Raw genomic sequence first — 23,890 nt, 5'->3', positions numbered from 1 at the left:
AGTCGGCGCCCGAGCGGGCGGGGTGGCCTTCGAAAGTTTCGGCATCACCCCCGCGCACCCCGGAGGGGGCGCGGGGGCGGGTGTCTGGGGGCCGCGGCCCCCACACGTCACTGCTGTGCGATCAGCGAGTCGACCGACGTGGCGCACACCATGCGGCGCCGGTGATCGACGGTCCGCTCCGGCCCGGTGAGACGCAGCCGTACGGTGTGCTTGACGTCGGCCGCGTCGCTGGACGTGGCGAACCGCAGCTCCAGGTCGCCGGGCTCGACGATCCGGCGCCCGCCGGTCCCGGTGAAGGACACCAGGTCGGGATGGAACCGGAAGCTGACCTTCCGGGACTCCCCCGCGGCCAGCGGCACCCGGGCGTACCCGATCAGCCGTGCCTCGGGGCGTGTGGTCTGGGCGACCGGGTCATGGACGTACAGCTGGACCACCTCGGCCCCGTCGCGGTCGCCGGTGTTGTGGACGGTGACCGCGAGATCGGTCTCGCCGTCGGTGGGGAGCTCCGCCGGCACCTCGTCACCGGCCTCCCAGGCGAACGAGGTGTACGAGAGCCCGTGGCCGAAGTGGTAGAGCGGGGTGGGGTCCAGATTGCTGACCCCGTTGGCCCGGCCCAGCGGCGGCTGCAGATACGTCCACGGCTGGCCGCCGGGGCCGTTGGGCACGCCCAGGGGCAGGCGCCCGGAGGGGTTGACCCGGCCGGAGAGCACACCGGCGAGCGCCGGGCCGCCCTCCTCGCCGGGGAAGAACGCCTGCACACAGCCGGCCAGCCGGTCCGCCCGCCCGCCCAGCGCGTACGTCCGTCCCGTCAGCAGGACCAGGACGACCGGGGTGCCGGTCGCGAGCAGCGCGTCCAGGAGCTCGCCCTGGAGACCGGGCAGCGCCAGGTCGGTCGCGTCGCATCCCTCGCCGGAGGTACCGCGGCCGAACAGCCCGGCCCGGTCGCCGAGCACGGCCACGCAGACGTCGGCCCCGGCCGCCAGTGCGACGGCCTCCTCGATGCCGGAGGCGTCCGTACCGTCCACGTCGCAGCCCTGTGCGAGGTCGATGCCCGCACCGGGGAACTCCTCGCGGAGCGCCTCCAGCACCGTCGGTACGTCGATGCCCATGGCCGACCCGGGGTGCTGGACGCCGACGTGGCTGGGGAAGGAGTAGCAGCCGAGCATGGCCAGCGGGTCGTCGGCGCGGGGCCCCACGACCGCGATCCTGCCGGTGCCGCTGAGAGGGAGCGCGCCCTCGGGGTTGGCCAGCAGGACGCAGGACCGCTCGGCAAGCAGCCGGGCCAGGGCCCGGTTCCCCGGCGGGTCGAGGTCCACCGTGCCGCGCGCCTGCGACGGGTCCACGCCGCTGAGTGCGGCGGGCAGGAGCTGCCGGTCCGGGTCGAGCAGGCCGAGCTCGCACTTCTGCAGGAGGACCCTGCGCAGGGCGCGGTCCACGAGTTCCTCGGCCACCAGTCCGTCGCGCACGGCGGCGACCAGCGCGTCACCGTAGCTGCGTACGGTGGGCAGTTCCACGTCGACGCCCGCGGTGAGGGCGAGACGGGCGGCGTCACCGCGGCCCTCGGCGACCTTGTGCAGGGTCTCCAGGAAGCCGATGCCGAAGTAGTCGGCGACGACGGTCCCGCCGAACCCCCAGGTGTCCCTGAGGAGTCCGGTGAGCAGGGTCGGGTCGGCTGCCGTCGGCACCCCGTCGATCTCGGCGTACGAGTGCATCACCGAGCGGGCGCCGCCCTCGCGGACCGCCATCTCGAACGGCGGCAGGATCACGTCGGCCATCTCCCGCGCGCCCGCCCGGACCGGGGCGAGGTTGCGGGCGCCGGCCGACGCGGAGTAGCCCGCGAAGTGCTTGAGGGTGGCGACGATCCCGGAAGACTCCAGGCCCTTGACGTACGCCGTGCCGATGGTCGCGACCAGGTAGGGGTCCTCGCCGATGGTCTCCTCGACCCGGCCCCAGCGCAGGTCCCGCACCACGTCCAGGACGGGGGCGAGGCCCTGGTGGACACCGACCGACCGCATGTCGCTGCCGATCCGGTGCGCCATCTCCGCGACCAGCTCCGGGTCCCAGGCCGCGCCCCAGGCCAGCGGCACCGGATAGGCGGTCGCGCCCCAGGCGGTGAAGCCGGCCAGGCACTCCTCGTGGGCGAGCGCCGGAATACCGAACCGGCTCGCCGCGGCGATCCTGGCCTGGGCCGTGGCCAGCGAGACGGCGCCGACGCCCGGGTCCACCGGGGCGGTGCCGAACGGCCGGGTGAGCTGGCCGAGTCCGCGGGTGGTGATCTCCTCGAAGTCGACCGGGTCGACCATGTCGTTCTGGTGCGGCGCGACTCCGTCGCCCTCCGCGTCGGCGCCCACCCAGATTCCGTACAGCTGGGCGGCCTTCTCCTCGAGCGTCATCCGGGACGCCAGGTCGGCCACCCTCGCCTCGGGGCTGAGCGAAGGGTCGCGCCACGGGCCGTCGGCGGCGGGGGACGGATCGGCCTGACGGGCCTGCGGGACGGGGTGGATTGCCATGGCGGCAGGGGTTCCTCTCATGAGTGCGGTGGTCCGGGGCGGCATGGATGCGCTACTTGCCGCCCACCCCCATCAGTCCGTTGATCAGCGCCCGCCGGGCCACGAGGTACACGGCGAAGATGGGTATGACGGAGAGGACGATCGCTGCCAGGACCGCGGGGATGTTCACTCCGAACTGGCTCATGAAGTTGAACAGCCCCAGCGTCAGGACGCGCTGCTCCTCCGACTGGGTCAGGATCAGCGGGAAGAGGAAGCCGTTCCACGCCTGGAGTGCGGAGAAGATCGCCACGGTGCTGATCCCCGCCTTGGACAGCGGTACGGCCAGCTGCCACAGCATGCGCAGGGGTGAGGCGCCGTCGAGGGCCATGGCCTCGTACATCTCCTCGGAGACGTCGCGCATCGTGCCGCTGAGCACGAGCACCGCGACGGGCATCGCGAAGGCGGCGGTGGGCAGGATGATCGCCCACAGGGTGTCGTACAGACCCATCTTGCCGATCATCAGGTAGAGGGGAACGATCACCGCCTGCGCCGGGATCGCCACGCCGAGCAGGAAGGTCCTGAAGGCGAGCGAGGAGAGGCGGCTCCGGGTGCGTACCGCCACGTACGCCACCGGGACGGAGAGCACCAGCACGATGGCGACCGTGGCCACCGCGACGATCGCGGTGTTGCCGATCAGCGTGAGGAACCCGCTGTCCAGCACGGTGTTGTAGTTGTCGAGCGTCGGATCCGTGGGGATCGCCAGCGGATCGCCGTTCAGCGCCTCGTCCTGGTGCATCAGCGACGCGGAGACCAGGGTGTAGAGGGGCACCAGGACGATGAGGAGCCAGATCAGCGAGCCGATGCCGGCGACCGGGTTGCCCAGGATCCTGCGCCGTCGGGCGGGGCGTCCGCGGCGCGGCGCGGTGGGCGCCGCGCGGTGCTGCGGAGCGGCGGGGCGGGTGTCGATCGACATCTCGTCACATACCTTCCCGGGTGGACCGCATCGACCCGAAGCCACTGAGGCGGACCATGATCAGCGAGATACTGGTGGCCACGACGACGAGCGCCGTGGCGATGGCCGCCGCGTAGCCGAGGTCGTACGTCTGGAAGCCGGTCCGGTACATCAGGTAGGGCAGGATCGTCGTGTCCGTGCCGGGACCGCCCTTGGTCATGATGAGCACGGTGTCGAAGTACGTCAGCGAGCCGACGATCATCAGGACCGACGAGGTCGTCATCGTGTGGCGCAGTTGCGGCAGCGTGATGTGGAAGAACTGCCGCACCATGCCGGCTCCGTCGATGGAGGCGGCCTGGTAGAGGACCTCCGGGATCTGCCGGGCGCCGCCCTGGTAGATCAGCGTGTGGAAGGGCATGAACTGCCAGCCGCCGACGAAGGCCACCACGAGCAGCGCCCCGGTGGACGTCCCCATGATGTTGGGATCGATGCCGAACCAGGGCCCGATGGTCTGGATCACCCCGAAGTTGGGGTCCAGCAGGGCGTGGAACAGCATCGCGATGGCGGTGGTGGAGAGCAGCAGCGGGATGAAGAAGATCGCGGACAGGAAGGCGCGGCTGCGCTGGCGGCCGGCGGCCCATACGCCCAGCAGCAGGGCCACCGGGGTCTGGAAGACCCAGCTGATCGTGGTGAGGAGAAGGCTCAGCCAGGCGGCCTGGCCGAACTCCGAGTCCTTGAACAGTCTGGTCCAGTTGTCCAGGCCGGTCAGGGTCGGGGAGTCGAGCCCGTCCCACTCGCAGAAGGAGAGATAGACGGCGATCGCCAGGGGCACGATCGCGAAGACGGCGAAGAAGAGGATGCCGGGGACGGCCCAGGCGACCGGCGGGCGGCCGACGTCGCCGACGGCCGCCTTCCTGTCTCCGTGCCTCTTCGCGACCGGAGTGTGGTGGGACATGGTTACTTTGCGGCCTTCATTGCTTCGACGAACTGCTCGGGGGTCGTCTTGCCGGCGAACAGCTTGCTGATCTCCGTGAGCAGCGGTGTGGCGTACTGGGCTTCGAGTGCCTGGTCCCACGAGAGGGTGAAGCTCGGGGCCTTCTGCACCATTTCGTAGCTGTCGGTCGCGAACTGCGGGTTCGGGGAGCCCTTCAGCATCTCGGCCGCGTTGGACGTGGTGGGGACGTCACCGTTGTCGACGAGGGCCTGCGCGTAGGTCTTCGACGCCATGGTCTTCAGGAACGCGATGGCGGTGTCCTTGTGCTTGGTCCGGGCGTTGACGGACCAGTAGTTGGTGGGGTTGCCCACCACGTTCGCGGGGTCGCCCACACCGCCGGCCACCGTCGGGAAGGTGGCCCATCCGAGGTCCTTCTTGGCGAACTCCGGTGCCTTGCCGAGCTGGGTCGAGTACTCCCAGGAGCCCATGAGGTGCATGGCGGCCTTGCCCTTGTTGAGCAGGGTCGGGGCTCCGCCGTTCCCGTAGTCGACGGAGTTGAAGTTCTTGCCGAACGCGCCCTCGTCGACCAGCTCCTTGACGGTCTGGGCCGTCTTGAGCACCGCCGGGTCGCCCCAGCCCTCGGTGTCGCCGTCCTGGATCTTCTTGAAGACCTCGGGGCCGCCGATCCGGTCCAGCAGGTACTCCATCCACATCAGTTCGGGCCACTTGTCGGAGCCACCGAGCGCGAAGGGGGTGATCCCCGCGGCCTTGAAGGTCTTGATGGCCTCCTGGAGGTCCTCCCAGGTCTTGGGCGGCTCGATCTTGTGCTCGGCGAAGAGGGTCTTGTTGTAGAAGAGCATCACGGGCTGCATGCCGCGCATGGGCACCCCGTAGATCTTCCCTTCGAGGCCGCCCGCCGTCATGATCGAGGGAAGGAAACCGTCCTTCAGCGTGGCGTCGTTCTTGACCGTCGACGTCAGGTCGACCAGGTCCTTCGAGTCGACGTACGGCTTGATGGAGCCGCCGCCCCAGTTGAAGAAGACGTCCGGGGCGCTGGGCGAGCCCATGGCGCTGCGGAGCTTGTTCACGTAGTCGGTGCCGGGGACCGACACCAGCTTCACCTTGACCTTGGAGGTCTTGTTGAACGTGTCGACCGCCGCCTGCTGGACCTTGACCGCGTCGTCCCCGTAGACGTAGGCGGTGATGGTCCCGCTGTCACTCCCGCTGCTACCGGAGCCACAGCCGGCCAGCAGACCGGCCATGGCCATCGCCGCACCCGCTGCGGCCCATCTCGTCGTACGTGTGCCCTGAGTGAATATCCCCGACCGCATGACCGCACCCTCTGTCGAATGTTTCGGCGTGCCTTTCGAATGTTGCCGGAACCGTACGGTCGTGTTTCGGACCCGTCAAGAGGGTAGGAGCAAGCATTTACGAACCTTGCCCGGGCGCGTATCCAGGGCCTCGGGGGAGCTACGATTCGTGCATGAGCCCTGCAAAGGTCCAGCCCCAACAGGAGAAGGCGTCCGTCGACGAGTCGTCGGAGAGCACCGCCACGCTGGCAGAGATCGCCCGAGCGGCCGGAGTTTCGGCTCCGACAGTTTCGAAAGTGCTGAACGGGCGCGCCGATGTCGCCCCGAGTACGCGCACGAGGGTGGAGGAGCTGTTGCTGCGGCACGGCTACCGCCGCAGGCGCGGAGCCTCCCAGCAGTCCCAGCTCATCGACCTGGTCTTCCACGAGCTGGACAGCGCCTGGGCGATGGAGGTCGTCCGGGGTGTCGAGAACGTCGCCAGGGACGAGGGACTGAGCCTCGTGCTCTCGGAGAGCGCCGGCCGGCTCACCCCGGGCCAGACGTGGGTGGACGGCGTTCTGGCCCGTCGCCCGGCCGGAGTGATCCTGGTGCTCTCGGACCTCGACGCCGCGCAGCGCGCCCAGCTGACCAGCCGCTCCATCCCGTTCGTCGTCGTCGATCCGGCGGGCGACCCCGGTGACGACATCCCGTCGGTCGGGGCGGCCAACTGGCAGGGCGGCCTTGCCGCCACCCGCCATCTGACGGGCCTGGGCCACCGCCGGATCGGTGTCATCGGCGGACCGGCCCGCATGATGTGCAGCCGCGCCAGGCTGGACGGCTACCGCGCCGCGCTGGAGACCTCGGGAGTCCCGATGGACCCCGCCCTCGTCCGGGAGGGCGAGTTCAACCACGAGGACGGTTACACGGCGGCCCTGGAGCTGCTGCGGCTGCCGGAGCCGCCCACCGCCATCTTCGCGGGCAACGACCTCCAGGCACTCGGTGTCTACGAGGCCGCGCGCGAGCTGGGGCTGCGGATCCCGGAGGACCTCAGTGTGGTCGGCTTCGACGACCTGCCGCTCACCCGCTGGATCGGCCCCCCGCTGACCACGGTGCGCCAGCCCCTCATCGAGATGGCCGAGACCGCGGCCCGCCTGGTTCTCGACCTGGGCCGGGGCAGGCAGCCCGCGACCACCCGGGTCGACCTGGCGACGAGCCTGGTGGTGCGCAGCAGCACGGCCCCGCCGGTGCGCTGAGGGGAGCCCCATGACTCCCGAGGTGCGGACGGCCCGCCTGCTGCTGACCCCGTACGTCCCGGGCGACGAGGAGTCGTTCGTCGCCCTGTTCCAGGATGTGCGGGTCTCCCGGTGGATGGGCGAGGGCCCCTCCCCGGAGGCCGAGGACCGTGCCCTCTTCGGGCGGGTCTTCACCAAGGTGTACGCGCGTGGCCTCTTCGACGTGTGGGCTGTCCGTGAGGGCGGCAGGACGGTGGGACACGCCGAGATCAAGCCCACCCCGGAGTCCGGCGGTCACGAGATCGTCTACGCACTCGCTCCGGACGCCTGGGGCCGCGGGCTCGGCACGGAACTGGCCGGGGCGCTCGTCGGCCAGGGGTTCGGCCGGCTCGGACTGCGCGAGGTGTACGCCACGGTCGCGGCGGGGAACGGCCCGTCCCTGGCTCTGCTGCGGCGCATCGGTTTCCGGCATGTCCGGGACATCGAGGAGGCGGACGGGAGCACGACCCGGCTGCTGGTCCGCACCCGTGAGCAGTTCCGGGAGCAGACGCCGTCCGAGGTGCTCGGGCACCGCCCCGACGGACCACCGGACCGTCCCGCGCCGTAAGGCCGCCCGCGCTTCGCTGCGGCGGTGACCTGGGACGTCACCGCGCCTACCGTCCGGTGTCAGTGGCGGGGTGCAGACTTTCCCGTATCCGGCACACCGGCGTTTCGGGAGGTCCTGTCATGACCGACGTACTGCTCACCGTAGGCACCCGCAAAGGGCTCTTCCTCGGCCACAGACGGGGCGGGACATGGGAGTTCGGCGATCCGCACTTCAACGCCCAGGCGATCTACTCGATCGCGATCGACACCCGCGGCGGGACACCCCGGCTCCTGGTCGGCGGGGACAGCGCCCACTGGGGCCCTTCGGTCTTCCACTCCGACGACATGGGCGCGAGCTGGGTGGAGCCGAAGCGCCCCGCCGTGAAGTTCCCGCAGTTCACCGACGCTTCGCTGGAGCGGGTCTGGCAGCTGCATCCCGCCGGGCCCGAGGCCCCCGACGTCGTCTACGCGGGGACGGAGCCGGCCGCGCTGTTCCGGTCGGACGACCGCGGCGAGTCCTTCGAGCTGGTCCGCCCGCTCTGGGAGCACCCGACCCGGTCCGCGTGGGTGCCCGGCGGGGGCGGCGAGGGCCTGCACACCATCCTGACCGACCCCCGGGACGCCCGGGCGGTGACCGTCGCCGTGTCCACCGCGGGCGTCTTCCGTACGGAGGACGGCGGTGAGCGCTGGGCCCCCTCCAACAAGGGCGTCTCCGCCGTCTTCCTGCCGGACCCCGACCCCGAGTTCGGCCAGTGCGTGCACAAGGTCACCCGGGACGCGGTGGATCCGGACCGGCTCTACCTGCAGAACCACTGGGGTGTCTTCCGCAGCGACGACGGCGGGAAGCGCTGGAAGGACATCGGCGCCGGTCTGCCCTCGGACTTCGGCTTCGCCGCCGCCGCGCACCCGCATCACGCGGACACGCTCTACGTCTTCCCGATCAACGCCGACGCCGACCGGGTGCCCGCCGGTCACCGCTGCCGCGTGTACCGCACACGGGACGCGGGCGAGACGTGGGAGCCCCTCGCACGGGGCCTCCCGGACGGCGACCACTACGGCACGGTGCTGCGTGACGCGCTCTGCACGGACGACGCCGACCCGGCCGGCGTCTACTTCGGCAATCGCAACGGCGAGGTGTACGCGAGCGCGGACGACGGCGACAGCTGGCAGCAGCTCGTCTCGCACCTTCCGGACGTGCTGTGCGTGCGGGCGGCGGTGATCGGCTGACCGGGGCGGGTCACTCCTCGGTCGGTACGCAGAGCACCGGCACGGTCGACAGGTGCAGGAGCTTGTGCGGGGTGGAGCCGAGCAGCGCCCCCCGCATCGGGCTCTCGCCCCAGCTGCCCACGACGATGACCCTCGCTCCGTGACGGGAGGCGGCTTCGATCAGCGCCTCCGCGGGTTTCAGATCGATGACCTCGACCGTGGTCGGCACGCCCGCCTCCTCGGCCGCGGCGACGGCGTGTTCCAGCCCCGCGCGCCCGGCCTGGCGGATGGCCTCGTAGTGGGCGCGGTACTCCTCGCCGGTGGGACCGGGCGGCGCCGCCCCGTAGACCAGGACGAGCCGCTCACCGAACGCGGCGGCCACCTCGATCGCCACCCGCAGGGCACGGGCGGCACCTGGCGACTCGTCGTACCCGAGGACCACGGACATCTCAGGGCTCCTTGCCGTGTACGAGGCCGGGGTCGACCACACTCCGGCGCTCGTCCCAGAACGAAGGCGACAGGAACCTCAGCGCCACCATGAGCACCACACCGATCAGGCTGATGCAGATGCCGATGACGAGCGGGGGCCCCAGTCCGAACCAGGAGGTTCCGCTGTAGGAGTTCGCCGGGTCGGACATATCCATGACCGACCGGACGAGCAGCCAGGTCAGCAGTCCGGCTCCGACCACCGGACCGAGGCCGATGAGGAGGAAGTTGCGCACGCTCTCGGTCAGATGACGGCGGTAGTAGACCGCGCACGCCACCCCGGTGAGCGCGTAGTAGAAGGCGATGAGCAGGGACAGGGCCGTCAGTGAGTCGAAGAGGGCGTTCTCGCTGATCTGGCTGACGACGAGATACCAGGCGATGGCGATGGCGGCCACCCACCACGTGCTCACGTCGGGGGTTCTGAAGCGTGGGCTGATGTGTGCGAACGTGGCGGGCAGCGCCTTCCTGCGGGCCATGGACAGTGCGGTGCGGGACGCCGGAATGATGGTCGTCTGGGTGGAGGCGAGCGCCGACGTCGCGACCGCGAGCAGCACGATCCAGTCCCAGTTCCCCATCACCTCGCCGGCGAGCAGGGCGAAGATGAACTCCTCCTCCCCCGCGTTCTCCACCAGGTACGCCGTTCCGGCGAACGCGACGACCGCGAAGCCGACGGACAGGTAGGTCACCAGCAGGATGACCGTCGACCACACGCCGGCCTTTCCGGGCGCGCTCGCGGAGTCCTCGACCTCCTCGGTGAGGTTGACGGCCGATTCCCAGCCCCAGTAGATGAACACCCCCAGCAGCAGACCGCTCGTGAGCGCCGCACCGCCCTTCCCGAAGGGGTTGAGCCACTCGACCGAGGGTCTGACGGAGTCGAAGGACGTCGTGCCCGCGTAGACGCGGTAGAGCGCGACGACCACGAAGATGAGGAGGAAGGCCACCTGAGCCAGGATCAGGACGTTCTGCACCTTGGCCGACAGTTCGGTGCCGATGACGCACAGCCCTGTCATCACGATGATGAGGAGCACGGTGAGCAGCTGGCGGACGAACGTGTTCTCGGCCCAGCTGTCGAGGCCGACGGCGAGCAGGCCGAAGCTGACGGCGACATCGGCCAGTGACCCGACCACGAGCACACCGGTCATCGCGATGGCCCAGCCCCCGAGCCAGCCGGTCCAGGGCCCCATGGCGCGCGTCACCCAGGAGAACGTCGTCCCGCAGTCCTGGTCGACCTTGTTCAGGTAGTAGAAGGCCGAGGCGATGAGGAGCATCGGCACGAAGGAGGCGAAGAGCACTCCCGGTGCGTACACGCCGACGAGCGCCACGATCGGGCCGATGACGGCCGCCACCGAGTAGGCCGGGGACGTGGCGTTCAGTCCGATGACCAGCGCGTCGACGAAACCGATCGCGTCCGGTTTCAAGCTTGCCGGCGCTACTGATCCGGCACGGTCCTCTGCCATGCTCCCTCGCTCGCGTCACAGGCCTGAAGGGAAGGCGGAATATTTCCTTCCACATGCTATTGACGTACCTCCGGGTGCGCACGTCCGGTGAGGCACCCGCCGGAACGGCACCGCGGCCGTCACTGCTCGCGCATGCCCCACGGTGCGCCGTACTCGGCCAGCAGGTCGAGGAAGGGACGGGGCGGCATGGCCTCGGGGCCCTTCACCCCGGAGCCGCCCCAGACACCGTTCGCGACGAGCTCGAGGGCCGCGACGGGGTTGATCGCGGTCTGCCAGACCACGGCCTGGGAGCCGTACTCGCGCATCGACCACTGGTTGTCGACCACGTGGTAGAGGTAGACCTCCCTGGGCCGCCCGTCCTTGATGCCCTTCACCCAGGTGCCCGCGCACGTCCTGCCGTGCATACGGTCGCCGAGGCCGGCCGGATCGGGCAGGCAGGCGGCGACCACGTCGCGGGGCGAGACCTTGACGGTGCCCGCGTCGCTCTTCACGGACAGCGGGTCCGTGCGGTCGAGGCCCAGCGTGTGGAGTGCGCGCAGCACCCCGATGAACTCGTCGCCCAGGCCGTACTTGAACGTGACGCGGCGGGCCTTGAGCCAGCGCGGCACGAGCAGCACCTCCTCGTGCTCGACGTTGACGCACTCGACGGGCCCGATGCCCTCGGGGAAGTCGAAGACCTCCGGCTCGCTGAAGGGGGCGGTGGTGAACCATCCCCGGTCCTCCTCGTAGACGACCGGCGGGTTCAGGCACTCCTCGATGGTCGTCCAGATACTGAAGGACGGGGCGAAGTCGTAGCCCTCCACCGTCAGGTCGGCGCCGTCGCGGATCCCGATCTCCTCGATCTCGTCGAACAGTTCGTCGGAGGCGTACCGGGCGAACACGTCCGAGAGCCCGGGTTCCACTCCCATCCCGACCAGTGCGAGACGCCCGGAGGCCTCCCACTCGGCCGCCCGCTCGAACTGGGCGTCGCCGAGCTTGACCCCGCACTTCTCGTACGGGCGGGACGGGTGCGGCTGCGACAGGGACATCGCCATGTCGAGGTAGTGCGCGCCGTGGGCGAGCGCCGCCTCGAACAGGGGCATGACGAAACGGGGGTCGGTGGCGTTGAGCAGGACGTCGCAGCGCTGCTCGGCCAGGGCGGCGCGCACCGCCGCCGGGTCCGAGGCGTCCAGCCGGACCGCGGCGAAACGGGCCCCGCTCTCCCCTAGAGCCGCGACGGCGCTCTCCGCCCGGTCACGGTCGTAGTCGGCGACCGCCATGTGCTCGAAGAAGGGCCGACGGGCCGCGATCCTGGTGATCGCCGTGCCCACGCCTCCCGCGCCGACCAGGAGAACACGCATGGGACACCACTCCTCTGCGGCTGCGGCCGGACCGGCCGGTCCGGCGGAGTGGGGACGCTAACAGCCGCACCGCCCCGCGGCGGGCAACCGCCCGCGCGGTGTCCCGCATCCGGCCCATCCGCGCCGGGGGTGCCACCCGGCCGGGCTCTCGGTGTCAGGGCAGACGCCAGTCCACCGGCTGTTCCCCCGCGCGTTCGAGGAATTCGTTGGTGCGGCTGAAAGGCCGCGAGCCGAAGAAGCCGCGGTCCGCCGACATCGGGGAGGGGTGCGCGGACTCGATCGCGGGCAGGTCACCGAGGAGCGGCCGCACGTTGCGCGCGTCCCTTCCCCAGAGGACCGAGACCATCGGCTTGCCCCGTGCGGCCAGGGCGCGGATCGCCTGCTCGGTCACTTCTTCCCAGCCCTTGCCACGGTGGGCGGCGGGTTTGCCGGGCGCCGTGGTCAGCGCCCGGTTGAGGAGAAGCACGCCCTGCCGTGTCCAGGGCGTCAGGTCGCCGTTGGACGGCCGGGAGACGCCGAGGTCGGAGTGCAGTTCCCTGAAGATGTTCTCCAGGCTGCCCGGCAGACGTCGTACGTCGGGCGCCACGGCGAAACTGAGCCCGATGGCCATGCCCGGTGTCGGATAGGGGTCCTGACCCACGATCAGGACCCGTACCTGGTCGAAGGGCTGCTGGAAGGCGCGCAGGACGTTCTGTCCCGACGGGAGATAGGTGCGGCCCGCCCCGATCTCCGCCCGGAGGAAGTCCCCCATCGCCGCGACCCGGTCGGTCACGGGCTCCAACGCCTCGGCCCAGCCGGGCTCCACAAGTTCACTCAACGGTCGCGCTGCCACAGCGGTCACTCTACCGGCCTACACCGCTCCGAGTGATCATGCGGTCTCCCACGGGGCGGAGCTGAGCGATAAGGTGCCGGTCGTCGTCAGTCTTCCACTCCCGGGGTCCAGTCATGAGGCGTGCAGGCGTTCATCCGCGGACAGCGGTGCCCGTGGCTTCCGGTGACCGGGCCGACCGGCGGCTGCCGTGACCGGCGACGCGTTCGTCGTCGGCGTCGACTCCGGCGGGTCAGGCCTTCGCGTGGCGCTCGGTCCGCCGGACGCGGGGCGCCCGGCGTTCACCACCGTCTGCGCCGAACCCGTACGGACGGGTGCCGAGGGCATCGACGCCGGGCATCTGCTGGAGCAGTTGCTGCCCGCCGTCCACCGGCTGCTGGAGCAGGCGGGAACCGGTGCGGCCGTCGCGGCCGTGGCGATCGGGGCGGCCGGCATGGCGACGCTCGGTGACCAGCTGCGCGCCCGGCTGCCCGGCGCCCTCGCCGACGCCCTGGGTGTGCGGCGGGTGGCGCTGGCCGCCGACGCGGTGACCGCGTACGCCGGGGCGCTGGGGCAGCGGCCCGGCGCGGTCGTCGCGGGCGGCACCGGCATGATCGCGCTCGGCACGGACCTCACGACATGGCGCAGGGCGGACGGCTGGGGCCACCTGCTGGGCGACAGCGGTGGCGGCGCCTGGATCGGCCGGGCGGGGCTGGACGCGGCGATGCGGGCCCACGACGGCCGGCGCGGCGGTTCGCCCGTGCTGCTGAAGAGGCTCGAGGCCGTCCTCGGACCGGCCACCGGACTTCCGGGCCTGCTCTATCCGCGTACGGACCGTCCCGCGCTGCTCGCCTCCTTCGCGCCCGAGGTCGGGGCCTGCGCATCCGAGGACCAGGTCGCGGCGGGGATCCTGCGGGACGCGGCGGCTCACATCGCCGAGGCGGCGGCCGCGGTGTGCCCCCGCCCGGACGGCTCCCGACCCGACGGCTGCGAAGTGGCTCTGACCGGTGGGCTCTTCCGCATGGGCGAGCCTCTTCTCGGACCGTTGCGCGAGGAGCTGGCCCGACAGGTGCCGCAGGCCCGGGTGGTCCCCGCGGAGGGTGATCCGCTGCATGGCGCCCTGAGGATCGCCCGGGCCCTCGCCGGACCGGGGCTGCACCTGCCACCCCACCCGTCCCTGCTGTTCGTACCGGGAGTAACGTAGGGAATTCGCGCGCCCATCTGTCCGGACAGAGCAGGCCAGTCGTCCACTATGCCGCTCAACAGACATATACGGACAGATAACGCCTGACGGCCCCCTCCCCGAACAGAGGGGCACCCAAAACCAGTAGCATGCGGCGCCATGAGCACCCCCACTGGGCCCGCTTCCGGCCTGCCTGTACGAATGCCGCGACCTCGCCAGTCCGGACGGCACCGCCGCCCGGAGCCCGTGGTCGCACCTGAGGGCGCTGCCGCGCTCGTTCTTGCCCTTCCCGGTACCCCTTCCCCGGCCTCGCGCAGCCTGGCCGAGGAAGTGATCAGCATCGCCCGTTCCGAGCTGCCCGGTCTGAACGCGCAGATCGGTTATCTCGACGGCGACGACGCCGAATATCCCACGCTCACCTCCGTACTGACCCAGGCCGCCACCGAGCGCACCGCGCGCTACGAGCAGGCCACCGCCGCGGGCCGCGAGGTCGCCGAGCCCTCGGGCCCGTCCGCCGTCGTGGTGCCGCTGCTCGCGGGCCCGGACAGCGCCCTGATCCGGCGCATACGGCAGGCGGTCATGGACAGCGGTACGCAGGCCGAGCTGACCGACGTACTGGGTCCGCACCCGCTGCTCGCCGAGGCGCTGCACGTACGCCTCTCGGAGGCCGGTCTGGCGCGCGCGGACCGCGCGCGGCTGTTCACCGTGGCGACCGCGGCCGACGGCATCGTGCTGGCCACGGTGGGCGGCGAGGAGGCCGTGCAGGCCGCCGGGATCACCGGCATGCTGCTGGCCGCCCGTCTCGCCGTGCCGGTGATGGCCGCGGCCCTGGACGTCGAGGGTTCGGTCGCCTCGATCGCCGCGCAGCTGCAGAACTCCGGTTCCGCCCAGCTCGCGCTGGCGCCGTACCTGGTGGGCCCGGAGATCGACGCCGGGCTGCTGGACGCCGCCGCGAAGGAGGCCGGCTGCTCGACCGCCGAGCCGCTGGGCGCGTACCCGGCCATCGGGAAGCTCGTGCTCTCCCTGTACGCGACGACGCTGGGCATCACCCCGGCGACCCCGCAGGGAGCCCAGGCGCACTGATCCGCGCCACTCCCGTGCCGGGACGACTGCGGCGCGGACCGGTTCTCCCCGGTCCGCGCCGTACGTCGTCGCGGGTCCGCGCCGACGTCAGACGAAGACCACGCAGGAGGCGGCCGGGACCTCGACGGATCCCGCGTGCGCCGGGATTCCCGTCTCCGCGTCCACGGCGAACCAGCTGACGTTCCCGGAGTGCTCGTTGGCGGCGTACAGCCACTGCCCGGTGGGGTCGAGGGCGAGATCGCGGGGCCAGCGCCCTCCGCAGCCCACGGCCGCCGCCAGGACGGGCTTCTCGCCCGTCTCGTCGAGCGTGAGGACCGAGATGCTGTCGTGCCCGCGGTTGGCGGTCCACAGGAAGCGGCCGTCGCGCGAGACCACCACTTCCGAGGGGTACGTACGCACGGCGGCTCCCTCGTCGTAGTCGTGCGGCAGCACCTGCGTCTCCCCGAGCGGTTCGAGCAGGCCTCCGGCCGCGTCCCAGCGGCACACGGTGACCGTCGGCTCCAGCTCGTTCAGGACGTACACGTGTCCCCCGGACGGGTGAAAGGCGAGGTGGCGCGGCCCGGTCCCCGGCCGCAGCGCCGTCTCGGCGTGCAGCCGCAGGGAGCCGGTGCCGGGGTCGAGGGCACAGACACGCACGGAATCCGTACCGAGGTCCACGCTCAGCACCCAGGCCCCCGAGGGGTCCGCCAGCACCTGGTGCGCGTGCGGGCCCGACTGACGGCTTTCGTCGGGGCCGCGGCCCTCGTGCCGGAGCACGGCGGTCGCGGGCCCGGGTGAGCCGTCGTCCCGCACGGGCAGCGCGGTGACACTGCCGGAGCCGTAGTTGGCCGTCAGGAGATGGCCCGCGGCGAGGGCCAGATGGGTGGGGCTGCTCCCGCCGACCGGTCGCACCTCGCCGATCAGCCGCGGTGAGCCGTCCTCGTCGGTGGAGAAGGCCGCCACGGCGCCGTCGGAGGCCTCACTGACCGCGTAGAGGACGGGGCCGCCCGCCCCCGGCGCGTGGCCGACCGCGAGGAAGGACGGGTCCGCCAGGGCGTCAGTGGACGCGAGCACGGACAGCGCCCCGGTGTCCCGGTCGACGGCGGCGACGCTGATTCCATGGCCGCCCGCCGAGGTGAACGACCCTATGAATGCCCGCTTTGCGTGGTCGGCGCCCATCGCGCTACCCCTCTTCACATCCGGCACGATCTTCCCGGGCGACGGTAGCAGGCGGCGTTTTCTGGTCCGGACCAGAAAGGAGGAGCGCGTCGTCAGGCGCCGGCCGGAATGCGGCTGGGCCTGCGCAGGGGCACGGCGAGTTCGAGCAGGGCGCGCTCCAGCGCATGGAGGTGGGCGAGCACCTGTTCGGCACCCGTCAGCTCCGTGGCCGTCGCGTCGTCGAGCCGGAGGTGCCGTCCGACGGCCGGCGCGTCGGTGAGCGCCTCGACGGCGGCCTCCACCCGCCAGCAGGCCGCGGCGAGCCGGATGTCGTGCGAGGCCTCGGGGTCGGCGGCGACGGAGGCCAGGCCGCGCACCTCGCGTGCGCAGTCGTCGAGCAGCGCGAGCACCTGCCGCGCCCGTCGCTTGCGTGCCTTCACCGGGTTGAGCGGATGCACCAGCGGCGCGAGCGACAAGCGCACCCGGCCGAGGATCGCCTCCAGTTCGGCGACGTGCCGGGGCGGGTCGGCCTCCTCGCTCCCGGCGAGCCTGGCGGCGGCCTCCGCCGTGCACGTGTGCACGCACCGCAGCGCCCGCTCCACCCACGCCTCGGTCACCGCGTGCGTGGTCACCGGCAGCACGAACAGCACCGCCAGTACGGCGCCGAGCGCCCCGACCCCCGTCTCGGTCACCCGCAGCATGAGCAGGCCCGCGTCGAGCACGCCGAGCAGCCCGTACAGCATGCTCGCCATCACGGTCACGGCCAGCATCATCCAGGTGTAGGAGACGGCGGCGGTGTAGAAGATCCCGAACACGCTGATCGCCACGACCACGGCGGCCACGACCGGCTCGTGGTGCAGCGGCACGGCCACGGCGAAGCCCAGCCCGATGCCGAGCACCGTCCCCAGGAATCGCCTGAACCCGCGCACGACGGTCTCGCCCCGCGAGGTCGTGGCCACGAACACCCACCAGGTGGCACCTACCGCCCAGTACCAGCGCTGATCGGAGAGCAGCTGTCCCACCGCGAGCGCGAACCCCGCCCCCGCCGTCGCCTGCACGGCCTGCCGCGTCGTGATCCGCCCGAGCCCCTCCGCCCCGGCGGGGAGGGCGACGGCCACGGGGGCAGCGATCCGCCGCTCGTAGCACCACACCCCGAACCGCACCGCCGACGACGCGACGAGCGACAGCAGGACGGCCGCGTACAGCTCGGGCAGCTGGCCGGGCACGGTGTGCAGGAACTGGGCGGAGAAATAGGCCATGAAGCCGAACACGCCCAGCGAGTGCCCGCGAGGGCCCCAGCGCCGCGCGTACACCCCTGCCCCGACGACGGCGAGGAACGCCAGGTCGCGTGCGACGGGTACGTCGTGCAGCACGGCGGCGAGCGTGAGCACCGGCAGGCCGACTACGGGAAGGAGCGCGGTCGTGACCGCCTGCCCGCGCACCGTCGGGTCGGTCACGGTGAACAGGGCGAGCAGCGCGGCCAGGCCACCGGCGACCGCCGCCACCAGCGAGTGCCCGGCCGCCCCGCACAGCGCGACGGCGAGCCCGATGCCGAGCACCGCCCGGGACGCGAAACGCAGGCGCATCCGGCCCGGGTCATGTGCGACGAACGCCCTCTTCAGCAAACTACCCCGCCCCTTTCACGCATGGACCACCGCAGACATGAGAAAGGCGCCGCAGAGATCCCCCGGGGGACCCGCAGCGCCATTGACAGCTCTATCTCAGCACCTGCCGGGCTGGCGGTTCAACCGATGCCCCGTTCATTGGGCCAATGGCCCAGCCTGACCCGTTCCGTCCCGGCCACAGCGGAGCCAACGGACCAGCCTCACGCGACACCGGCGTACGAACGGCGCGGGCGGCGCGCCGATCGCTTCAGCCCTGTGAACAGATCCCGAAGGGAGTTGACGCGTCACCTCGAACTCCCGCACTCTTGAGTTGATACATCAACTCATTCGGATGGGGAGCAGCCATGCCCAGAATTGCCGTGATCGTCGGAAGCGTCCGCCCGGGCCGGGTCACCCGCGAGGTGGCCGAGTGGGTGCACGGCGTCGCTTCCAAGCGTCCGGAGGCCGACTACGAGCTGGTCGACATCGCGGACTTCGACCTGCCGGCCTACGACGAAGCACTGCCGCCGCAGTACGGGCAGTACGAGGGGGCGCACACCAAGCGCTGGGCAGCGAAGATCGCCGAGTTCGACGGCTTCGTCTTCGTCACCCCTGAGTACAACCACAGCGCCCCCGCGGCGCTGAAGAACGCGCTCGACTACATCTACGGCGAGTGGAACAACAAGGCCGCGGGCTTCGTCAGCATCGGGGCCGCGGGTGGCGTGCGCGCGGTGGAGCACCTTCGGCAGATCGCTGCCGAGCTCCAGATCGCGACCGTGCAGGCACAGCTTCCGCTGCCCGTCTCGGCCGACTTCCCCGACTACCCCGCCTTCGCCCCGTCGGAGACCCGCGAGGAGGAACTGGGCCGGGTGCTCGACCAGCTGGAGAAGTGGGCCGGAGCGCTGAAGGCTCTCCGCGCCTGACCGTCCGGACGCCGCACCGCCTCCGCGCCGAGAGGCCCCCTCCCACGCCGAGCGCGGGAGGGGGCCTCTCGGTGCTCCGCGCGGAAGAGTGCCGGGTCCCGCCGCGGGGATCACCGCCCGTACGGAACCGCAGGGTCTTCGGAAGCACGCTCAGGGGGCGCGTACGCGCGGCGCTCCCTGTCGCGCACGGCGGCGATGTCGCCCGGGGGTACGTCGCTGATCGCCTGGATCCGTCCCGACCGGAGGCTGCCGGTGCGGCCGGCGTGGGCCCAGCAGATCGCCGAGTCGCTGACGGAGGCGGGAGCCAGGGCCGCGGCGGCGGGTGCCCGCCGGACGGCACCCCTCCGTACGCGGCCGTGCGGTGTACGGGGACGGGTTGACACGGGGGCGTGATCATGGCGCACTGGGATGACGTGTCAACCTCCCCTCGCTCTCCCTAGGATTCCGTGCCATGAACAGCACCGCAGACCATCTCACGGCGCGCGAGGACCGCGCCTGGCGTGCGTTCTTCGAGACCCAGGTGCTGTTCTGGCGGCGGCTCGGCCAGCAGCTCCAGCAGGACACCGGTCTGTCCGAACCCGACTTCGCCATCCTCAGCGCACTGGAGCAGGCTCCGGAGCATCGGCTGCGCGCCTTCGAACTGAGCGATGTCACGCAGTTCGAGAAGAGCCGGCTGCACCATCACCTGAACCGGATGATCGGCCGCGGGCTGCTCACCCGCGAGCAGTGCCCCGGGTCGTCCCGGGGCACGGTCATCGCCCTCGGCCCCGAGGGCCTCGCGGCCATCACCGCCGCGATCCCGCGCCGTGCCGCACACATCCGCCAGTGGCTGACGGATCCGCTCGACGACGGACAGCTCGACGCGCTGACGGAGATCTCCGAGACGATGCTCGGCCGCCTGCGCGCGACCGACGCTCCTCCCGCTCCCCCGTCGGCCGGCTGCGCCTGAGCCGGTACCGGCGACGCGGCCCACCGGTTCGACGCGCCGTCAACGGCCGTACGTGGTGCGGCACAGGTCGACGATCTCGGCGGACGCGACCCCCCGGCCGGTCGCGCAGACGGTGCGCATGTCGTACGTCTGCCGCGGCTGGGACCGGCGGGGCGGCGCCGCTGGGCGCGGTGCTTCGGGGCGGGCAGGAGCCACGTGTGGTGGCTGGTTCCGCGCCTCCTGGCCGGCCGGTGGTGCGCCGGCTTCCGCGCGAGCCGGCGCGCGCACCCCCTTCTCCTTCTTCCGCTTCCCGTCTCTCGTGCGGTCCGTCCCCTCGTCGGCCTTCCCCAGGGCGTCGTGGACGGCCGGGGGTGCGGCGGGCGCCGTGGACGCCTGCGCGGCGGGGGCGTTTCCGGGGCGTGCGGAGGCGGAGGGCGCGGGCCTCTCCGCCTCTGTCCGGACGGAGACGCATCCGGCCGTACTCAGCAGGGCGACGAGCACGAGGGACATGGGCCGCAGGTTCATGCCCTGGTCAACGACCGGCCGCGCGAGCGGACACGTCCAGATCCTCGGGCCCCGGGGCGGGGCGGGAGGTCAGTCGGAGAGGCCCGACCGGGCGATGGCCAGCGCCCGGTGGATGGTGCGGGACAGGGATTCCGGCCGCGGGTCCGCGCCCCACGCCCACTGCTCGACCGCGATGCGGAGCGCGCCGTTGAGCAGGGTCGCCTGCACCCGCGGCTGGAGATCGTCGGGTCCGTAGCCCGTCCGCTCGGCGATAACCTCGGCGAAGGCCGGCTCCGCGTCATGGTGGACCTGGAGCCATACGGCGCGCAGCCCCGGCTCGGTCCGGGTGAGCAGGACCAGGTCGCGCAGCGCCTCCGCGTCGGTGTCCGCCGACGCGTCCGCCCGCGAGGACGGCTTCCCCGCGACTGCCTCCGCCAGCGGCCGGTCACGTGGCCACGACCTCATGAGCGCGATGACGAAGTCGAGCGCGTAGGTCAGCAGGGGGCGTACGCACAGCTCCTTGGACGAGGTGTAGCGCCACAGGGTCCGCTGCGAGATCCCGGCGGCGGTGGCGATCTCGTCGGCGGTGGTCGCGGCCACACCCCGGTCGGCGAAGAGGCGTACGGCTTCGCGGGCGATCTCCAGCCGGGTCGCGGCCTTGCGGCGCTCGGTCAGCGGCGGGCGCCCGAGGCGTGCTCCGCCGGCCGCGGCACCTGCTCCGACCTCGGGTCCGGCCGCCGGCCGGGCAGCGTCGTCCGCCCCGTTGACGTGCGCGGTTTCCACGGTTTTCGGCCACCTTCCTTACGGCTGCGCCCATCGTATCGATATCTTTTCTGGCACCCCTCGCCATTTTGGCACTACCCGCCATTAAAGGTAGCGTGCCTCCCCCACCACCGGACACGAGGAGCATCACGTGAGCGTCACCACCAGCGGCCACGGCCGCAGCGTCATCGTCACCGGCGCCGGATCGGGCATCGGCCGGGCCACCGCCCTGCTGTTCGCGGAGGAAGGTGCGCGCATCGTGATCGCCGATGTCGACGGCGCGGCCGCCCGGACCGTCGCCGAGGAGGCGGAGCGGGCCGGTGGGACCGCGGTGACCGTGATCGGCGACCTGCGGGACCAGGCGGTCGTCGACCGGGTCGCGGCGACGGCGGTGGAGGAGTTCGGCGGCATAGACGTCCTGGTCAACAACGCCGGAGTCATGGACAGCATGTCGGCGGCGGCCGACACCGGCGACGACGAGTGGGAGCGGGTCGTCGGCATCAACCTCACGGCCCCGTTCCGCCTCACGCGGGCCGTACTGCCGCACATGCTCGCCGCCGGGAAGGGCGCCGTCGTCTTCACGGCCTCCGAGGCCTCCCTGAGGGGCAGTGCGGCGGGTGCCGCGTACACCGCGTCCAAGCACGGCATCGCCGGGCTGACCAAGTCCCTGGCGGTCATGTACCGCGACAAGGGCATCCGCTCCAACGCCATCGCCCCGGGCGGCACGGTCACCAACATCCGGGTCGACGCCGACCGCGGCGCCCACGGTCCGGCGGCCCTCGCCCCCTACATGGGCAATGTCGGATCACCCGCCCGGGCGGAGGAGCAGGCGGCGGCGATCGTCTTCCTCGCATCCGACGCGGCGAGCAACATCAACGGGGCGATCCTTCCCGTCGACAACGGCTGGTCCGCGGTCTGAGCACCCCTCACCCTCCACCGGGCGGGTCCGCAATGTGTATCAGCCACATGATGTGTACTATGCACTCTCAGGTCGGGACCGCACCGCAAGTCCCGTGAGAACCGCGGCAGTTGCCGATGGACTTCCCGGACGCAGACACCCGCACCCGCCCACGGCCGCCGCCCGGACACCCGGTGCGCCTGCGGCCGCACGACGACACCAGCCCTGGTCCGCCCCACGCCCTCCAGAGGAACGAGGCACCGCATGCCCTCCCCCCACACCTCACCCACCGGCCCCGACGCGCAGGAGCCGGGCTTCGATCCGGAAGAGCTGCGTCTGAAGTACCGCGCGGAACGCGACCGGCGGATCCGCCCGGACGGCAGTGCGCAGTACCGGAGCGCCGCCGGTGAGTTCGGCTATTACGACGCCGACCCGCACGCCGACCCGCACTTCACACGGGAGCCCCTGCTGGACCGGGTCGACGCGGTGATCGTCGGCGGTGGGTTCGGCGGTCTCCTGGCCGCCCGGCTGCGGCAGGCCGGCGTACGGTCGATCCGGGTGATCGAGAAGGGCGGGGACTTCGGGGGTACCTGGTACTGGAACCGGTATCCCGGGATCCACTGCGACATCGACTCGTACACCTACATGCCCCTGCTGGAGGAGGTCGGCTACGTCCCGAAGTGGAAGTACGCCCCCGGCGAGGAGATCCGCGAGCACGCGCAGGCCATCGCCCGGCACTTCGACCTCTACCGCGACGCCTGCTTCCAGACCGGGGCCACCGAGCTGCGCTGGGACGACGGCGCGTCGGAGTGGACGGTGGCCACCGATCGCGGGGACCGCATCAGGGCCCGGTACGTGGTGGTGTCGAGCGGCACGCTCAGCCAGGCGAAGCTGCCCGGCATACCGGGCATCGAGACCTTCGCGGGCCACACCTTCCACACCAGCCGCTGGGACTACGCGTACACCGGGGGCGACCAGGACGGTGGCCTGACGGGCCTGGCCGACAAGCGTGTGGCCCTCATCGGCACCGGCGCCACGGCCATCCAGGTCGTCCCGCACCTGGGGGCCGACGCACGTGAGGTGTACGTGTTCCAGCGCACGCCCTCCTCGGTCGACGTCCGGGACAACCGGCCCACCGACCCGGAATGGGCCGAGTCGCTCCGGCCCGGCTGGCAGCGGCGGCGGATGGAGAACTTCCTCGAGGTCGTCACGGGCAAGAAGGTCGACGAGGACCTGGTGGACGACGCCTGGACCAGCACGGCCCGTCTGCAGGAGAAGCTCATCCCGACCGACACGTACGCGGACGTACCGGCCGAGGAGCGTGAACGGGCTTACGAGATCGCCGACTTCCAGAAGATGAACGAGATCCGCGCCCGCGTGGACGCCCTCGTGGAGGACGAGGAGACCGCGGAGAAGCTCAAGCCCTGGTACCGCTACATGTGCAAGCGGCCCACGTTCAGCGACCACTACCTGCAGACCTTCAACCGGCCGGGCGTCACGCTCGTCGACACGGCCGACAGCCACGGCGTCGAGCGCATCACCGAGAACTCCGTGGTGGTCGGCGGCGTCGAGTACGAGGTCGACTGCATCATCTTCGCGACCGGGTTCGAGGTGGGTGTCTCCGGAGTGATGTCCGGGAAGCTCCCGGTGTACGGACGGGACGGGGTGACCCTGCTGGAGTCCTGGGCCGAGGGTCCGAAGACGCTCCACGGGTTCTACAGCCACGGGTTCCCGAACTTCTTCCAGCTCGGCCCGCTGCAGAACGCCAGCTCCGTCAACTACGTCCACATCCTCGACGAGCAGGCCACGCATGTCGCCGAGGTCGTCGCCGAGTCGGACCGGCGCGGGGCCAGGCACGTCGAGCCCACCGTCGAGGCGCAGGAGGAGTGGGTGGCCACGATCCGCCGGAAGGCGCCGAGCCTGCACGCGTTCCAGGCGGAGTGCACCCCCGGGTACTACAACAACGAGGGCAAGCCGCGGGCGCGCAGCGAATCCTTCGGCGACGGGCCGGTCGCCTTCCACGAGCTGCTCAGGAAGTGGCGCGCGGGCGACGGCATGGACGACGTCCTGGTCGAGGGGGAGTGACGGGC

Annotated in this window: 21 protein-coding genes; 9 read left to right on the top strand and 12 right to left on the bottom strand. The window is 71.6% G+C overall.

Annotated elements, in window-relative coordinates; all coding sequences use genetic code 11:
• Window positions 1–107: 107 nt before the first annotated feature.
• Genes ACIRD8_RS04750 through ACIRD8_RS04735 form a run of 4 tightly spaced genes read right to left on the bottom strand, consistent with a single transcriptional unit; the run spans window position 108 to window position 5,643 of the window.
• Window positions 108–2,510: a glycoside hydrolase family 3 N-terminal domain-containing protein gene (locus ACIRD8_RS04750; protein ID WP_403986028.1), complete on the bottom strand. Its 2,403-nt coding sequence runs from the start codon at window positions 2,508–2,510 to the stop codon at window positions 108–110.
• 52 nt (window positions 2,511–2,562) lie between these two features.
• Complete coding sequence (locus ACIRD8_RS04745) at window positions 2,563–3,462, bottom strand: carbohydrate ABC transporter permease (protein WP_403986025.1); 900 nt, start codon at window positions 3,460–3,462, stop codon at window positions 2,563–2,565.
• A 4-nt stretch (window positions 3,463–3,466) separates the two neighbouring features.
• Complete coding sequence (locus ACIRD8_RS04740; protein ID WP_403986022.1) at window positions 3,467–4,396, bottom strand: carbohydrate ABC transporter permease; 930 nt, start codon at window positions 4,394–4,396, stop codon at window positions 3,467–3,469.
• Window positions 4,397–4,398: 2 nt separating this feature from the next.
• Complete coding sequence (locus ACIRD8_RS04735; RefSeq protein ID WP_403987261.1) at window positions 4,399–5,643, bottom strand: extracellular solute-binding protein; 1,245 nt, start codon at window positions 5,641–5,643, stop codon at window positions 4,399–4,401.
• A 215-nt stretch (window positions 5,644–5,858) separates the two neighbouring features.
• Between ACIRD8_RS04735 and ACIRD8_RS04730 the strand changes: the two genes are divergently transcribed.
• The 3 genes from ACIRD8_RS04730 to ACIRD8_RS04720 all read left to right on the top strand — a co-directional run bounded on the left by ACIRD8_RS04730 (window position 5,859) and on the right by ACIRD8_RS04720 (window position 8,708).
• Complete coding sequence (locus ACIRD8_RS04730) at window positions 5,859–6,917, top strand: LacI family DNA-binding transcriptional regulator (protein ID WP_403986019.1); 1,059 nt, start codon at window positions 5,859–5,861, stop codon at window positions 6,915–6,917.
• A 10-nt stretch (window positions 6,918–6,927) separates the two neighbouring features.
• On the top strand, window positions 6,928–7,503 hold the full coding sequence (locus ACIRD8_RS04725; RefSeq protein ID WP_403986016.1) for a GNAT family N-acetyltransferase: 576 nt from the start codon (window positions 6,928–6,930) through the stop codon (window positions 7,501–7,503).
• Between the two features lie 119 nt (window positions 7,504–7,622).
• Window positions 7,623–8,708, top strand: coding sequence for a WD40/YVTN/BNR-like repeat-containing protein (locus ACIRD8_RS04720; protein WP_403986013.1), 1,086 nt, complete (start codon window positions 7,623–7,625; stop codon window positions 8,706–8,708).
• 10 nt (window positions 8,709–8,718) lie between these two features.
• On the opposite strand, the gene ACIRD8_RS04715 is transcribed toward ACIRD8_RS04720, so the two are convergent.
• The 4 genes from ACIRD8_RS04715 to ACIRD8_RS04700 form a co-directional block, all read right to left on the bottom strand.
• Entirely contained in the window at window positions 8,719–9,135 is a 417-nt protein-coding gene (locus ACIRD8_RS04715; RefSeq protein WP_403986010.1) for a universal stress protein, read from the bottom strand.
• 1 nt (window position 9,136) lies between these two features.
• Window positions 9,137–10,630 (bottom strand): APC family permease, encoded by a 1,494-nt coding sequence (locus ACIRD8_RS04710; protein WP_403986007.1) that lies wholly within the window; start codon window positions 10,628–10,630, stop codon window positions 9,137–9,139.
• A 119-nt stretch (window positions 10,631–10,749) separates the two neighbouring features.
• The gene (locus ACIRD8_RS04705; protein ID WP_403986004.1) at window positions 10,750–11,970 is read right to left on the bottom strand and encodes a saccharopine dehydrogenase family protein; all 1,221 of its coding nucleotides are present in this window, start codon (window positions 11,968–11,970) and stop codon (window positions 10,750–10,752) included.
• Window positions 11,971–12,124: 154 nt separating this feature from the next.
• Complete coding sequence (locus tag ACIRD8_RS04700; RefSeq protein ID WP_403986001.1) at window positions 12,125–12,802, bottom strand: uracil-DNA glycosylase; 678 nt, start codon at window positions 12,800–12,802, stop codon at window positions 12,125–12,127.
• A gap of 187 nt (window positions 12,803–12,989) precedes the next feature.
• On the opposite strand from ACIRD8_RS04700, the gene ACIRD8_RS04695 reads away from it, so the two are divergent.
• Both ACIRD8_RS04695 and ACIRD8_RS04690 read left to right on the top strand, forming a co-directional pair.
• Window positions 12,990–13,982: an N-acetylglucosamine kinase gene (locus ACIRD8_RS04695; protein WP_403985998.1), complete on the top strand. Its 993-nt coding sequence runs from the start codon at window positions 12,990–12,992 to the stop codon at window positions 13,980–13,982.
• A 138-nt stretch (window positions 13,983–14,120) separates the two neighbouring features.
• Window positions 14,121–15,044 (top strand): sirohydrochlorin chelatase, encoded by a 924-nt coding sequence (locus ACIRD8_RS04690; RefSeq protein ID WP_403985995.1) that lies wholly within the window; start codon window positions 14,121–14,123, stop codon window positions 15,042–15,044.
• Between the two features lie 87 nt (window positions 15,045–15,131).
• Here ACIRD8_RS04690 and ACIRD8_RS04685 read toward each other — a convergent pair whose 3' ends face one another.
• Window positions 15,132–16,202 (bottom strand): lactonase family protein, encoded by a 1,071-nt coding sequence (locus tag ACIRD8_RS04685; RefSeq protein ID WP_403985992.1) that lies wholly within the window; start codon window positions 16,200–16,202, stop codon window positions 15,132–15,134.
• 92 nt (window positions 16,203–16,294) lie between these two features.
• Window positions 16,295–17,806, bottom strand: a complete 1,512-nt coding sequence (locus ACIRD8_RS04680) for an FUSC family protein (protein WP_403985989.1) — start codon at window positions 17,804–17,806, stop codon at window positions 16,295–16,297.
• Window positions 17,807–18,150: 344 nt separating this feature from the next.
• Here ACIRD8_RS04680 and ACIRD8_RS04675 point away from each other — a divergent pair, with 344 nt between their 5' ends.
• Together ACIRD8_RS04675 and ACIRD8_RS04670 are read left to right on the top strand one after the other, a co-directional pair.
• Window positions 18,151–18,708, top strand: a complete 558-nt coding sequence (locus ACIRD8_RS04675) for an NADPH-dependent FMN reductase (RefSeq protein ID WP_403985986.1) — start codon at window positions 18,151–18,153, stop codon at window positions 18,706–18,708.
• Window positions 18,709–19,159: 451 nt separating this feature from the next.
• The gene (locus ACIRD8_RS04670) at window positions 19,160–19,657 is read left to right on the top strand and encodes a MarR family winged helix-turn-helix transcriptional regulator (RefSeq protein ID WP_403985984.1); all 498 of its coding nucleotides are present in this window, start codon (window positions 19,160–19,162) and stop codon (window positions 19,655–19,657) included.
• Between the two features lie 39 nt (window positions 19,658–19,696).
• Here the strand turns inward: ACIRD8_RS04670 and ACIRD8_RS04665 are convergent, their stop codons facing one another.
• Entirely contained in the window at window positions 19,697–20,146 is a 450-nt protein-coding gene (locus ACIRD8_RS04665; protein WP_403985982.1) for a hypothetical protein, read from the bottom strand.
• A gap of 84 nt (window positions 20,147–20,230) precedes the next feature.
• A complete protein-coding gene (locus tag ACIRD8_RS04660; protein ID WP_403987258.1) occupies window positions 20,231–20,815 on the bottom strand; it encodes a TetR/AcrR family transcriptional regulator in 585 nt (194 codons plus the stop codon).
• A 238-nt stretch (window positions 20,816–21,053) separates the two neighbouring features.
• Between ACIRD8_RS04660 and ACIRD8_RS04655 the strand changes: the two genes are divergently transcribed.
• Together ACIRD8_RS04655 and ACIRD8_RS04650 are read left to right on the top strand one after the other, a co-directional pair.
• Window positions 21,054–21,821, top strand: a complete 768-nt coding sequence (locus tag ACIRD8_RS04655) for an SDR family NAD(P)-dependent oxidoreductase (RefSeq protein ID WP_403985979.1) — start codon at window positions 21,054–21,056, stop codon at window positions 21,819–21,821.
• 243 nt (window positions 21,822–22,064) lie between these two features.
• Window positions 22,065–23,885, top strand: a complete 1,821-nt coding sequence (locus ACIRD8_RS04650; RefSeq protein WP_403985976.1) for a flavin-containing monooxygenase — start codon at window positions 22,065–22,067, stop codon at window positions 23,883–23,885.
• Window positions 23,886–23,890: the final 5 nt, after the last annotated feature.

Source organism: Streptomyces sp. NPDC102451, from assembly GCF_044765485.1.
GTDB lineage: Bacteria > Actinomycetota > Actinomycetes > Streptomycetales > Streptomycetaceae > Streptomyces.
This window is presented reverse-complemented; position numbering and strand designations above follow the sequence as displayed.

Excerpts from the sequence above, each read along its gene's own strand:
- ACIRD8_RS04750 (WP_403986028.1), bottom strand. The coding sequence starts at position 2,510 with ATGGCAATCCACCCCGTCCCGCAGGCCCGTCAGGCCGATCCGTCCCCC.
- ACIRD8_RS04745 (WP_403986025.1), bottom strand. The coding sequence starts at position 3,462 with ATGTCGATCGACACCCGCCCCGCCGCTCCGCAGCACCGCGCGGCGCCC.
- ACIRD8_RS04740 (WP_403986022.1), bottom strand. The coding sequence starts at position 4,396 with ATGTCCCACCACACTCCGGTCGCGAAGAGGCACGGAGACAGGAAGGCG.
- ACIRD8_RS04735 (WP_403987261.1), bottom strand. The coding sequence starts at position 5,643 with ATGGCCATGGCCGGTCTGCTGGCCGGCTGTGGCTCCGGTAGCAGCGGG.
- ACIRD8_RS04730 (WP_403986019.1), top strand. The coding sequence starts at position 5,859 with ATGAGCCCTGCAAAGGTCCAGCCCCAACAGGAGAAGGCGTCCGTCGAC.
- ACIRD8_RS04725 (WP_403986016.1), top strand. The coding sequence starts at position 6,928 with ATGACTCCCGAGGTGCGGACGGCCCGCCTGCTGCTGACCCCGTACGTC.
- ACIRD8_RS04720 (WP_403986013.1), top strand. The coding sequence starts at position 7,623 with ATGACCGACGTACTGCTCACCGTAGGCACCCGCAAAGGGCTCTTCCTC.
- ACIRD8_RS04715 (WP_403986010.1), bottom strand. The coding sequence starts at position 9,135 with ATGTCCGTGGTCCTCGGGTACGACGAGTCGCCAGGTGCCGCCCGTGCC.
- ACIRD8_RS04710 (WP_403986007.1), bottom strand. The coding sequence starts at position 10,630 with ATGGCAGAGGACCGTGCCGGATCAGTAGCGCCGGCAAGCTTGAAACCG.
- ACIRD8_RS04705 (WP_403986004.1), bottom strand. The coding sequence starts at position 11,970 with ATGCGTGTTCTCCTGGTCGGCGCGGGAGGCGTGGGCACGGCGATCACC.
- ACIRD8_RS04690 (WP_403985995.1), top strand. The coding sequence starts at position 14,121 with ATGAGCACCCCCACTGGGCCCGCTTCCGGCCTGCCTGTACGAATGCCG.
- ACIRD8_RS04685 (WP_403985992.1), bottom strand. The coding sequence starts at position 16,202 with ATGGGCGCCGACCACGCAAAGCGGGCATTCATAGGGTCGTTCACCTCG.
- ACIRD8_RS04675 (WP_403985986.1), top strand. The coding sequence starts at position 18,151 with ATGCCCAGAATTGCCGTGATCGTCGGAAGCGTCCGCCCGGGCCGGGTC.
- ACIRD8_RS04670 (WP_403985984.1), top strand. The coding sequence starts at position 19,160 with ATGAACAGCACCGCAGACCATCTCACGGCGCGCGAGGACCGCGCCTGG.
- ACIRD8_RS04665 (WP_403985982.1), bottom strand. The coding sequence starts at position 20,146 with ATGTCCCTCGTGCTCGTCGCCCTGCTGAGTACGGCCGGATGCGTCTCC.
- ACIRD8_RS04650 (WP_403985976.1), top strand. The coding sequence starts at position 22,065 with ATGCCCTCCCCCCACACCTCACCCACCGGCCCCGACGCGCAGGAGCCG.